The 11,743-nt window shown below is 64.9% G+C and carries 12 protein-coding genes and 1 tRNA gene; 8 read left to right on the top strand and 5 right to left on the bottom strand.

Annotated elements, in window-relative coordinates; genetic code table 11:
* Positions 1 to 40: 40 nt before the first annotated feature.
* Both HB634_RS09080 and HB634_RS09075 read right to left on the bottom strand, forming a co-directional pair.
* Complete coding sequence (locus HB634_RS09080) at positions 41 to 502, bottom strand: peroxiredoxin (RefSeq protein WP_063570388.1); 462 nt, start codon at positions 500 to 502, stop codon at positions 41 to 43.
* A gap of 23 nt (positions 503 to 525) precedes the next feature.
* Entirely contained in the window at positions 526 to 1,086 is a 561-nt protein-coding gene (locus HB634_RS09075; protein ID WP_231873817.1) for an ACT domain-containing protein, read from the bottom strand.
* A gap of 180 nt (positions 1,087 to 1,266) precedes the next feature.
* Between HB634_RS09075 and dapA the strand changes: the two genes are divergently transcribed.
* Together dapA and HB634_RS09065 are read left to right on the top strand one after the other, a co-directional pair.
* Positions 1,267 to 2,160, top strand: a complete 894-nt coding sequence (dapA, locus tag HB634_RS09070) for a 4-hydroxy-tetrahydrodipicolinate synthase (RefSeq protein ID WP_063570390.1) — start codon at positions 1,267 to 1,269, stop codon at positions 2,158 to 2,160.
* Positions 2,161 to 2,189: 29 nt separating this feature from the next.
* A complete protein-coding gene (locus HB634_RS09065) occupies positions 2,190 to 2,783 on the top strand; it encodes a hypothetical protein (protein ID WP_063570391.1) in 594 nt (197 codons plus the stop codon).
* Positions 2,784 to 2,998: 215 nt separating this feature from the next.
* Here the strand turns inward: HB634_RS09065 and fdxA are convergent, their stop codons facing one another.
* Together fdxA and HB634_RS09055 are read right to left on the bottom strand one after the other, a co-directional pair.
* Positions 2,999 to 3,322 carry a ferredoxin FdxA gene (fdxA, locus tag HB634_RS09060; RefSeq protein ID WP_159890442.1) on the bottom strand — a complete coding sequence of 108 codons (324 nt, stop codon included), beginning with the start codon at positions 3,320 to 3,322 and terminating at the stop codon, positions 2,999 to 3,001.
* 29 nt (positions 3,323 to 3,351) lie between these two features.
* Positions 3,352 to 3,427 (bottom strand) — tRNA-Glu (locus HB634_RS09055).
* 144 nt (positions 3,428 to 3,571) lie between these two features.
* Here HB634_RS09055 and pcnB point away from each other — a divergent pair.
* The 6 genes from pcnB to pgi all read left to right on the top strand — a co-directional run bounded on the left by pcnB (position 3,572) and on the right by pgi (position 9,505).
* Positions 3,572 to 4,939, top strand: coding sequence for a polynucleotide adenylyltransferase PcnB (pcnB, locus tag HB634_RS09050; RefSeq protein ID WP_063570393.1), 1,368 nt, complete (start codon positions 3,572 to 3,574; stop codon positions 4,937 to 4,939).
* Complete coding sequence (folK, locus tag HB634_RS09045) at positions 4,939 to 5,421, top strand: 2-amino-4-hydroxy-6-hydroxymethyldihydropteridine diphosphokinase (protein WP_063570398.1); 483 nt, start codon at positions 4,939 to 4,941, stop codon at positions 5,419 to 5,421. Before pcnB ends, folK begins: the two co-directional genes overlap by 1 nt.
* Before the next feature lie 65 nt (positions 5,422 to 5,486).
* Positions 5,487 to 6,314 carry a 3-methyl-2-oxobutanoate hydroxymethyltransferase gene (gene panB / locus HB634_RS09040; RefSeq protein ID WP_213948341.1) on the top strand — a complete coding sequence of 276 codons (828 nt, stop codon included), beginning with the start codon at positions 5,487 to 5,489 and terminating at the stop codon, positions 6,312 to 6,314.
* Between the two features lie 9 nt (positions 6,315 to 6,323).
* Positions 6,324 to 7,169, top strand: coding sequence for a pantoate--beta-alanine ligase (panC, locus tag HB634_RS09035; protein WP_213948340.1), 846 nt, complete (start codon positions 6,324 to 6,326; stop codon positions 7,167 to 7,169).
* 138 nt (positions 7,170 to 7,307) lie between these two features.
* A complete protein-coding gene (gene panD, locus HB634_RS09030) occupies positions 7,308 to 7,688 on the top strand; it encodes an aspartate 1-decarboxylase (RefSeq protein ID WP_046967327.1) in 381 nt (126 codons plus the stop codon).
* A 182-nt stretch (positions 7,689 to 7,870) separates the two neighbouring features.
* A complete protein-coding gene (pgi, locus tag HB634_RS09025; RefSeq protein WP_213948339.1) occupies positions 7,871 to 9,505 on the top strand; it encodes a glucose-6-phosphate isomerase in 1,635 nt (544 codons plus the stop codon).
* 159 nt (positions 9,506 to 9,664) lie between these two features.
* Here pgi and parE read toward each other — a convergent pair whose 3' ends face one another.
* Entirely contained in the window at positions 9,665 to 11,554 is a 1,890-nt protein-coding gene (parE, locus tag HB634_RS09020) for a DNA topoisomerase IV subunit B (protein WP_213948338.1), read from the bottom strand.
* Between the last annotated feature and the right edge of the window lie 189 nt (positions 11,555 to 11,743).

Raw genomic sequence — 11,743 nt, 5'->3', positions numbered from 1 at the left:
GGCGACGGCCGGGGGGAGGAGCCGCATGACGCGGTATCCGTCACGCGGTGGGAACACTCTCGAGAACGGCTCGTGCGTGGCCGGGGATCTTGATCCCACGCCATTCCGCGGCGAGCTTGCCGTTGGGGTCGATCAGGAACGTGCTGCGGACCACGCCGAGGTAGCGTTTGCCATACAGCACCTTCTCATGGATGACGTCGAAGGCCTGGCACCAGGCCTCGTCGGCATCGGAGACAAGTGGGAAGGGCAGTTCGTGTTTGGTCGCGAAGTTCGCATGCGAACGCACGGAGTCGCGGGACACGCCGATGACTTCGGCGTTTCGGGCCTGGAATTGTCCGTAGAGATCGCGGAAGTCCTTCGCCTCGTTCGTACAGCCTGGCGTGTTGTCCTTCGGGTAGAAGAAGACCACGACCCACTTGCCGTGGAGGGAGGCCAGCGACAGGCTCGTGCCATCGCCCAGCGCGCCTTCGAGTTTGGGTAGCTTCTTGCCCTTGCCGATCATGCGTAGGTTTGTCTTCCCTTGGGTCAGAACTTCACGGGGTCCATGATGGCGTCGAGATTGAGGCCATCGCACAACTCGAGGAAATCGTCGCGCAAGGCGGCGATATGCGTCTCCGACGGAATGCCGATGGTGATCTGCGCCTGGAACATTTCGGCGCCGGTCTGCATGGCCTGATAACGCATGGAGGTGAGCTGCTCGACGCTGATGTCGCGGCGCGAGAAGAACTCGATGATCTTGACCAGGATGCCGGGCCGGTCGGCGGCGATCACTTCGACCAGGTAAGGCAGCAGGTGCGAGGTGGGCTCCCGCGGCGTGGTGCGGTAATGGACAATCTGTAGCTCTTCGTCGCGGGCGAGCTTGCCCAGCGCCGTTTCCAGCTTGGCGACGGCGTCCCAGGCGCCGGAGGCGAGCAGCATCACGGAGGTGTCGTTGCCGATCGTGGAGACGCGGGCGTCGGCCATGTTGCAGCCGGAATCCGCGATGCGCTTGGCCAGCGCGAGGATCGGGGCGCGGTGTGCCGGCGACAGCGTCGAGATGAGGAGCTGGTTGTCGGTGGTGGTGCTGCGTACTGCGGAACGATTCAAGGCTCGACTACCGATGGCGCGACCCGCGGGGCGCAGGGCGTCGCTACGGGCCCGAGCTTACTTGGCCCCGTCGCACGCTAGCAAGACACTCCGCATGGAATGATGGGTGCACGCCCCGAATGGACTCGCCGCAGGTGCCCCGGTAACATGCGAACGGCTGGTAACTCAACGGGTTTCACCTTGGACATCTCCGGAAGTATCACCGCGCTGGCGACGCCGTTCGCCGACGACGGCTCCCTCGATCTAGACGCGTTCGGCCGACTGCTCGACCAGCAGATCGCCGGTGGCACCCAGGCTGTCGTGGTCGCCGGGTCCACGGGCGAGTCCCACTTTCTCGAGCACGACGAATTCGAGCGGCTGCTCGGCTTCGCCGTGAAGCACGTGAACCACCGCATTCCCGTCATCGCCGGCACCGGCGAGGCGGGTACCGCGAAAACCATTGCCACCACACGCCTCGCGAAGACCCTGGGTGCGGACGTGGCCCTGGTGGTCGCGCCGTTCTACGTTCGCCCGACCCAGGAAGGCATGCGCCGGCATTTCCTCGCCGTGGCGGATGAGGGCGGCCTGCCGGTCATCCTCTATAACGTGCCCCCGCGCACCGGCTGCGACATCGCGCCGGAGACCGTGGCGGTACTGCGCGACCATCCGGGCATCATCGGCATCAAGGAAGCCCGGGGCGACGCCGAGCGCATTCGCGCCCTCGCGGAACTTATTCGTCCGGATTTCGTCTACCTCAGCGGTGACGACGGCTCGGCCCCACAGGCCATGCTGGCGGGCGCTGCCGGAACCATTTCGGTCGTGGCCAATCTTGTGCCCGAAGCCTTCCGCGCCCTCTGCGATGCCGCCCGTTCGGGCGACCCGGAGCGGGCTGCGAGGGAATCGGCACGGCTGGCCCCGCTGATCGACGCGCTCAACTGTGCGCCGAACCCCATCCCGGTCAAGGCCGGTCTGGCTGCCCTGGGGCTCGGTTCGGCCGCTCCACGGCTGCCCCTGGTCGAGCTGGAAGCGGGCCCGGCGCTGGACAGGGTGCGCGAAACGCTCGCCGCTCTGGCACCATTGTCGTCCGCTGCCTGAAGCAACCTTATTCAACGGAACCCGAGTTCATGAAGAAAACCTCGTACGCGCTGGTCGTCCCGGCATTGATTCTTTCCGCCCTGCTGGTGTCCGGTTGCGGTGCGTTCCGCTCGAAGAAGGACTGGGATCGTGCCCAGCAGGAAGCTCCGCTCGAGATTCCGCCGGGCCTGGATACGCCGTCGACGAGCGCCGCTCTGGTGATTCCGGAAGTGGGCTCGGGTGCCGCGGCGGCCAATGCCGCTGCAACCAACGCCGCGCCGGTCTCCGACGGCTTCATCCTGGCTGACGATGTCGAGACCGCCTACAAGCGCATCGGCGAACAGCTGGCCCAGGGCGACCTGGGTAGCGTGATCTCGCACGACGACACCAACCATACCTACCAGATCGCCGCGAAGCCTGGCCGTCCGGAAGCCCGTCCGGGCCTGTTCCGCCGCATGTTCGGTGGTGGCAAGGACGCAAACCAGGACGCCAAGGACGCCCCGGCCTCGGCGCAGGGCGCGAGCCACACGGTCGTGCTGACCATCAATCCGAGCGGCACCGGCAGCGAAGTCCGTGCCCAGGGCGACGCCGATGGCGTCCGTCGCGTGGTCGACGCGCTGAAGTCGCGGATGGGCAGCAAGTAAGCCTGCTAGCCGCTGCATAAAAAACGCCGCCCTCGAGGCGGCGTTTTTTATGGGTAACTCTGAAAACGAAGCGCAGCTGTTGGTAGGAGCCGATTCATCGGCGAACCCGCGGCAGCGGGCAGGGTTCTGGCAAGCACCCTATCGCCGATGAATCGGCTCCTACAAAAGCAAAAAAACGGCCGTGAGGCCGTTTTTTCGTGATGTTCGGGGGTGGATCAGCGCTCGAGCAGGTCGATCTTGCCCGGCTTGCCTTCCCATTCCTTGGCGTCCGGGAGGCCGTCCTTGCGCTCGGTAATGACCGGCCAGGCCTTGGCGAGCTCGGCATTCAGCGCGACGAACACTTCCTGACCCGCGGGGACGTCGTCCTCGGGGTAGATCGCGTTGATCGGGCATTCCGGCTCGCACAGGGTGCAGTCGATGCACTCGTCCGGATTGATCACCAGGAAGTTTGGGCCCTGGTGGAAGGCATCCACCGGGCAAACCTCGACGCAATCCGTGTACTTGCACTTGATGCAGTTGTCAGTGACGACAAAGGTCATGCGAAGAATGGGCGCCGAAAGAGGAAAAGTGGTGCTCCCTACGAGGTTCGAACTCGTGTTCCCGCCTTGAGAGGGCAGTGTCCTAGACCACTAGACGAAGGGAGCAGGTCGTACGTGGGGTACGAAGCGCGCTAGTATAGCGAAATCCCGGAGCCGGGCAACGGTTTTTTGCAGGCTCGTCGGCCGGGGTCTAATTCGTTACATTTCCCACTTGAAGGACGCCACCGCGCCCGCCAGGACCACGACCGCTTGAATCCCGAAACCAGGAATGAGGTTGCGCCGACGCTCAGCGTCATCCCGCGCGAACACCACTCCATTTCCCGCAAGAACATCAGCAAGGCCGCGCTGCGCGTCCTCTATCGTCTGCACGACGCGGGGTTCGCGGCCTACCTGGTCGGCGGTGCCGTGCGCGACCTCTTGCTAGGCGGTCACCCGAAAGACTTCGACGTGGCGACGAACGCCACCCCGGACGAGGTCAAGGGGCTGTTCCGCAATTGCCGCCTGATCGGCCGCCGCTTCCGGCTGGCCCACGTCGTCTTTGGGCCGGAGATCATCGAGGTGGCCACCTTCCGTGGCACGGGTGAGGACGGCACGGGGGGTGAGGGCGACCGCCACATCGTCGACGGCCGGATCGTTCGCGACAATATCTGGGGGACGATCGAGGAAGACGCCGTCCGCCGCGACTTCCGCGTCAACGCCCTTTATTACGACATCTCGGACTTCAGCGTGCGCGACTACGTCGGCGGCATGCAGGATCTCGAAGACAAGACCATGCGACTGATCGGTGACCCCGACCTGCGCTATCGCGAAGATCCCGTGCGCATGCTTCGCGCGGCGCGTCTCGCCGCCAAGCTGGGCTTCACCATCGACAAGGAAGCCCTGGCGCCGTTCGCCTCGCTGGGTCACCTGCTGGGCGAGGCCGCGCCGGCCCGATTGTTCGACGAGTCGCTGAAACTCTTCCTTGCCGGTCACGGACTGAAGAGCTTCCGGATGCTCGAAGCCTGCGGCCTCCTGAAGTTCCTCTTTCCGGCCACCGCACGCGCGCTCGAGCGCGGCGACCAGGCGCTCCGTGCGCTGGTCGAGCAGGGCCTGGCCAATACCGATGCCCGTATCGCCGAAGGCAAGTCGGTCACCCCGGCCTTCCTCTATGCCGTGCTGCTGTGGGGTGAGGTGCGTGATCAGGCGCACGGCTGGATTGCCCAGGGTTTCGACATCAATGAAGCCTGGCAGCGCGCTGCCGTGCACGTGGTGGGCGAGCAATGCCAGCGCGTCGCTATTCCGCGCCGCTTTACCTTCACGATGGAAGAAATCTGGTCGCTCCAGCCCCGCTTCGAGCAGATCCATCGCAAGCGTGTGTTCCGCCTGATGTCGCATCCGCGTTTCCGCGCGGCGTTCGACTTCCTCCTCCTGCGTGCGCACGAATCCGAGCGCATGCGTGAGCTTGGTGAATGGTGGGCGCACGCGCAGCAGCTGCCGCCGGAGATGCTCGCGGCAGCACTCGGTGGCGGTGGCGTTCCCGTGCACGAAACCACCGTTGCAGCCACGGCGCCTGCGCGCAAGCGCCGCCGTCGGCGCAAGCCCGGTGGTCGCGGCAAGGGCGATTCGGGCGGCGCGTGATCGTTCGTGCCCTGATCGGACTGGGCGGCAACCTGGGTGAAGTGCGCGAACGGCTCGATGCCGCGATCGCCGCCCTGGACGTGTTGCCCGGTGTGGCTGTCGCGGCGCGCTCGCGGTTCTACCGCACGGCCCCCTGGGGGCCTGTGGCGCAGCCCGACTTCATCAACGCGGCCATCGCTGTCGAGACGAGTTTGCCGGCGCTGGAGCTTCTGGATGCCTTGTTGGCGACCGAGCGTGCCTTCGGTCGTATTCGCGATGGCGAGCGCTGGGGGCCGCGGACGCTGGACCTCGACCTGCTGGCCTACGGTGACGACGTGATCGACAACGAACGCCTGAGCGTGCCGCACCCGCGCATTGCCGAGCGCGCCTTCGTGCTGATGCCCCTGGCCGATATCGCCGCCAATGCGGAGTTGCCCGGTGTGGGGCGCGTAAGCGACCTGCTCGGGAAGATAGATACCCAAGGCTGCATACCGCTTTCGTGAGTCTTGGTTGAGCTAGCGCTCATCAAGGCGGACAATTCCCGTTTCACCCAACGAGGCGACACAGCGTGTACGTGGAAAAAACGAGCGCGCCGGCGCGAAAGCCGGTGACCGTGCCGGGTCTGAAGGCGATGAAAGCCGAAGGCCGGAAGATCGTGATGCTCACCGCCTACGACGCGAGTTTCGCTGCCCAACTGGAATCCGCCGGTGTCGACGTAGCTCTGGTCGGCGATTCGCTGGGCATGGTGGTGCAAGGACGTTCGAGCACCTTGCCGGTGACCGTCGACGAGATGGTCTATCACACCGCTGCGACGGCACGCGGCCTGTCGGCCACGCTGCTGGTCGCCGACCTGCCGTTCATGAGTGACCGTGACGTTCCCACGGCGATGGAAGCCGCTGCGCGGCTGATCGGGCAGGGCGGTGCGGCCATGGTCAAGATCGAGGGCGCCGGTCGCATCTGCGAGGTCATCTCCGCCCTGGCCGAGCGTGATATCCCGGTGTGCAGCCACCTGGGCCTCACCCCCCAGTCGGTGAACAAGTTCGGCGGCTATAAGGTCCAGGGCAAGACCCAGGACACCGCCGACAAGCTGTTTGCCGATGCGAGGGCGGTCGAAGCCGCCGGTGCCGACCTGCTCGTTCTCGAATGCGTCCCCTCGGCGCTGGCGGCACGCATCACGGCTGAGCTGTCCATCCCCGTCATCGGGATCGGGGCGGGTATCGACTGCGACGGCCAGGTGCTGGTCGTCTACGACCTGCTCGGCCTGACACCGGGTAAACGACCGAAGTTTTCCAAGGATTTCCTCGCTGGACGCGATTCCATCCAGGCTGCCATTGGCGCCTACGTCGCGGACGTGCGTGAACAGCGCTTCCCCGGCGTCGAACACAGTTTCAGCTGAGGGCTCCCCATGCAGACCGTTACCGATGCCGCTGCACTTCGCGCCACTGTTCGCGGCTGGCGCAGTGCTGGCCTGAACGTCGGCTTCGTGCCGACCCTGGGCAACCTCCACGCCGGGCATTATTCGCTGCTGAAGCTGGCCCGTGCCCGCGCCGACCGTGTGATCGCCAGCGTCTTCGTCAATCCGACCCAGTTCGGCCCGGGCGAGGACTACGAGCGCTATCCCCGCACCCTGGCCCAGGACCAGGCCGGACTCGCCGAGGCGGAGTGCGACATCCTGTTCGCGCCGGAGGTCTCGACGCTCTATCCGTTCGGCGCGGCCTCCAGCGTGAGCATCCACGTGCCCGACCTGACCGAAACCCTGGAAGGTGCTCATCGTCCGGGTCATTTCGACGGCGTAGCCACCGTGGTTGCCAAGCTTTTCAGCCTGGTCCAGCCGGACCTCGCCGTGTTTGGCCAGAAAGACTTCCAGCAGCTCAAGGTGATCGAGCGGATGGTCCGGGACCTCTCCCTGCCGGTGAAGGTCATGTCGGGACCGACCCTGCGTGAAGAGGATGGCCTGGCCATGAGCTCACGCAACCAGTACCTCTCGCCCCAGGAACGGGCCCGCGCGCCGCAGATCTACTCGACGCTGCAGCAGACCCGTGAGCTCTTTCGCCAGGGGCATAACTGGCAGGCGCTGGAGCAGGCCGCCAAGGCCCGGCTGGAGCGCGCCGGCTTCGTGCCGGATTACCTGGCCATCCGCCGTGCCGAAGACCTTGCCGAGCCGGCTCCGGACGAGCGGGAAGGCCTGGTGGCGCTGGTTGCCGCCCGGTTGGGCGCGACCCGCCTGATCGACAACCTGCCTTTCGACTGAATCCCTTCACGAACGGGGACTTGCGTTTCCGGGCGTCGTCCCCCATAAAGCGCACCGACAGAGGAAGCCCATGCGACGGAGCGGGCAACCCTCCGTTAGAATGGGCGTTTTTGTAACCGCCAAACTCCAGAGACCGCCATGCACCTCAACATGCTCAAGTGCAAGATCCACCGGGCCACGGTGACTCACGCCGAGCTGAACTACGAAGGTTCGATCGCCATCGACGGCAACCTGCTCGACGCCGCGGGTATCCGCGAGTACGAGCAGATCCATGCCTGGAACATCAGCAACGGCGAACGCTTCGTCACGTACGCGCTGCGTGCGGAAGAGGGCTCGGGCATCATCTCCGTGAACGGTAGCGCCGCGCGCCGCGTGTCCACCGGCGACCTGGTGATCATCGCCGCCTTCGTCGGCCTGTCCGAGGCCGAGATGGCCAAGTACCAGCCGGACCTGGTCTACGTCGACGCGAACAACCGCATCACGCATACGAACCATTCGATTCCCAAGCAGGCTGCGTAAGCAGCCTGCGTTGTAGGAGCGGACTTGTCCGCGAACCCTCAGGCTTTCCCCGGCACCGAATGAGGCTTTGAACCTCATCGGTGCCGGCGGTCCGCTCCTACATCGTCTGATTTTTGCAATCCGCCTACGCTGCACTGCGGTAAGATCGGGATTCCCCTCTCCGTCGCCGCCAAGTGGAAGCCATGGAATCAAAGCACGACCGTCTGCCCTCCTTCGAGGAGCACGCCTCCCGTCTCGCCGCCACCAACCTCCGCGCGCTCGTCCAGGACGAAGCCCGCGGTGAGCGCCTGCGCCGACGCATGGGTCCGATCCTTCTCGACGCCTCCCGCCAGAAGCTCGACGTCGCCGCGCTCGATGCGGTTGGCGAGTACATCGAAAGCACCGGCTGGAAAGCCGCGCGCGATGCGATGTTCGAAGGCAAGCACATCAACACGTCGGAAGACCGCGCCGTGCTGCACACCGCCTTGCGCGGTGGCTCATCGCGCAATCCGGCAGCACCGGCCGATGTCCGCAAGGAAGTCGCCGATGCGCTCGACAAGATGGAAACGCTCGTCAACGCCGTGCACAAGGGCGAAGGCGAGTCGGTCGGCCTGATCGGTCGGGTCACCGACGTCGTGAACATCGGCATCGGTGGTTCGGATCTGGGCCCGCGCCTGGCCGTGCATGCGCTCGAGCAGTTCCACGTCGATGGCATCAAGAGCCACTTCCTCACCAACGTCGACGGCCAGGCCGCGACGGACCTGATGAAGGTACTGGATCCGGCGCGCACGCTGGTCATCCTGGTGTCCAAGAGCTTCAACACGCAGGAAACGCTGCTCAACGGCGGCGTGTTCCGCAACTGGATCCTCAAGGCCGAGGGCGGTGACGAGGCGAAGGCCTCGAAGCATTTCATCGCCGTAAGCTCCAACGACGAAGCCGTACACAAGTGGGGTGCCTCGCAGGTACTTCCGATGTGGGACTACGTCGGCGGTCGTTATTCGCTGTGGTCGGCAGTGGGCGCGTCCATTGCGTTCGCCATCGGCATGAAGGGCTTCCGCGACCTGCTCGCCGGCGCCGCCGAAACGGACGACCATTTCCGTAGTGCGGAATGGAAGGACAACCTCCCGGTACTGCTTGCCATCGCCGAGATCTGGAACCGCAACATCCTCGGTACCACCAGCCGTGCTGTGATTCCCTATGTGGATTCGCTCGTGGACCTGCCGTCCTACCTCCAGCAGTTGGAGATGGAAAGCCTCGGCAAGCATGTGCATCCGAGCGATGGCAGCGAAGTGAAGCAGGCGAGCGTCCCGGTGGTCTGGGGCAGCATCGGCACGAACGCGCAGCACGCTTATTTCCAGGCGCTGCACCAGGGCACCGATATCGTGCCGCTGGAGTTCATCGGTCTGGTCAAGCCGGCGCATCCGCTGCGCGAGAACCAGGACGTGCTGACGTCGAACCTGCTTGCGCAGGCGGCCGCGCTGTCACTGGGCAAGACGTACGAAGAAGCCCTGGCCGAAGCGAAGACAGGCACGGACGAAGAGCGTCATGCCCTCGCCGCGCAGCGCACGTTCAAGGGCGACCGCCCGAGCACCGTGTTCATGCTCGACTCGCTCACCCCGCATTCGCTGGGTGCGCTGATCGCGCTGTACGAACACAAGGTATTCCTGCTCGGTCACCTGTGGGGTATCAATGCATTCGACCAGTGGGGCGTGGAGCTGGGCAAGGTCATCGCCAAGCAGATCTACCCCTCGCTGTCGAACGACAAGGACGCCGGTGATCTGTCGCAGTTCGACGGGGCAACGCGTGCGCTGATCACGGCGATTCGTTCGCGTCGTTGAGAGCATGGTTGTTGACGAAAAAAACCGGCTCGCGCCGGTTTTTTTTGTGCCCGCCTTTTTTTTGTAGGAGCCGATTCATCGGCGATCCCGCGGCAGCGGGCCAGGGCGTCGCAAGCACCCAATCGCCGATGAATCGGCTCCCACAAGAGCCCGCCAGCCTCAAACCTCGAGGGTGGCCAGGTCGCCCTTGTCTTCCAGCCACTGCTTGCGGTCGCCTGCGCGCTTCTTGGCCAAAAGCATGTCCATGAGCTTGGCGGTGCCATCGTCGGCTTCGATGGTGAGCTGCACCAGGCGACGCGTATCCGGATGGACGGTGGACTCGCGCAACTGCGCGGGATTCATCTCGCCCAGACCCTTGAAGCGCGTGACGCTCACGGCGCCCTTCATCTTTTCACGCTCGACCTTCTCCAGCATCAGGCGCTTTTCTTCTTCATCGAGGCAGTAGAACACCTGCTTGCCCACGTCCACGCGGAACAGCGGCGGCATGGCGACGAAGACATGGCCCAGGCTGACCAGGGTGGGGAAGTGTTTCAGGAACAAGGCGGAGAGAAGGGTGGCGATATGCAGGCCGTCGGAGTCCGCGTCGGCGAGGATGACCACCTTGCCGTAACGCAGGCCGCTGAGGTCGTCCTTGCCGGGATCGCAGCCGATCGCCACGGCGAGATCGTGCACTTCCTGCGATGCGAGCACGGCGGTCGATTCGACTTCCCAGGTGTTGAGGATCTTGCCGCGTAGCGGAAGGATCGCCTGGAAGTCCTTGTCACGGGCCTGCTTGGCCGAGCCGCCTGCCGAATCACCCTCGACGAGGAAGATTTCGGTGCGGGTGAGATCGGTCGAGGCGCAGTCGGCGAGCTTTCCGGGCAGGGCAGGGCCCGAGGTGATCTTCTTGCGAACCACCTGCTTGGCGGCCTTGAGGCGTGCGCTAGCGCGCTCGATGGCGAGCTGGGCGATCTTCTCGCCCGTTTCCACGTGCTGGTTCAACCACAGGCTGAAGGCGTCGTGCACCACGCCCTCGACGATGCCGGCGGCGGCGCGCGACGACAGGCGCTCCTTCGTCTGGCCGGCGAACTGGGCGTCCTGCAGCTTCACGCTGAGTACGAAGGCCAGGCGTTCCCAGACATCTTCCGGGGCCAGCTTCACGCCTCGCGGCAGCAGGTTGCGCAGGTCGCAGAACTCGCGGATGGCGTTGGTGAGGCCGGAACGCAGGCCGTTCACATGCGTGCCGCCCTGCGCGGTGGGAATCAGGTTGACGTAGCTTTCCTGGACCAGGTCGCCTTCCGGCAGCCAGGCGAGGGCGACGTCGAGTGCATCGGTCTCGCGGGCGAAATGCTTGACGAACAGGCCCGACGGCAGCGCTTCCGCCCCCTGCAACTCACCGCGCAGATAGTCGGGCAGGCCATCTTCGAAGTACCACTCGGTGGTTTCGCCGGAGGCTTCATCGAGCAGGCGCACGGTAAGGCCCGCGCAGAGCACGGCCTTGGCGCGCAGCAGGTGCTTGAGCTTGGAGACGAGGATCTTCGGTGTATCGAAGTACTTCGCGTCCGGCCAGAAACGCAAGGTGGTGCCGGTCTTCTTCTTGGGGACGGTGCCGATGACTTCGAGCTCGCTGGAGCGGTCGCCATTGGCGAAGCTCATGCGGTATTCCTGGCCGTCGCGACGGATGGTCACGTCGACCTTGTGCGACAGCGCATTCACCACCGAGACGCCGACGCCGTGCAGGCCGCCAGAGAACGCGTAGTTCTTGTTCGAGAACTTGCCGCCGGCGTGCAGGCGCGTGAGGATCAGCTCGATGCCGGGAACGCCCTCTTCGGGATGGATATCCACGGGCATGCCGCGGCCGTCGTCGGTGACTTCCACCGAGCCGTCGTTGAAAACGGTGACGTCGATGGTTTTCGCATGGCCGGCAAGGGCTTCGTCGACCGAGTTGTCGATGACTTCCTGCGCCAGGTGGTTCGGTCGCGAGGTGTCGGTGTACATGCCAGGGCGGCGCTTGACCGGGTCAAGGCCGCTGAGGACTTCGATGTCTGCAGCGTTGTAACGAGTATTCATTAGGTATCGAGGCCGTTCGTAGCCGGGCAGGATGGGGTCAGGTCGCGTGGATGGTCAAGCCTGAGGCTAGTGGATATCACCCGGCGAGATTCCTATAGGAGCCGATTCATCGGCGATCCCGCGGCAGCGGGCAAGGCTGCCGCGAGCACCCAATCGCCGATAGATCGGCTCCTACGCAGTCGTACGGGC

Source organism: Luteibacter sp. dw_328 (assembly GCF_018449605.1).
GTDB lineage: Bacteria > Pseudomonadota > Gammaproteobacteria > Xanthomonadales > Rhodanobacteraceae > Luteibacter.
This window is presented reverse-complemented; position numbering and strand designations above follow the sequence as displayed.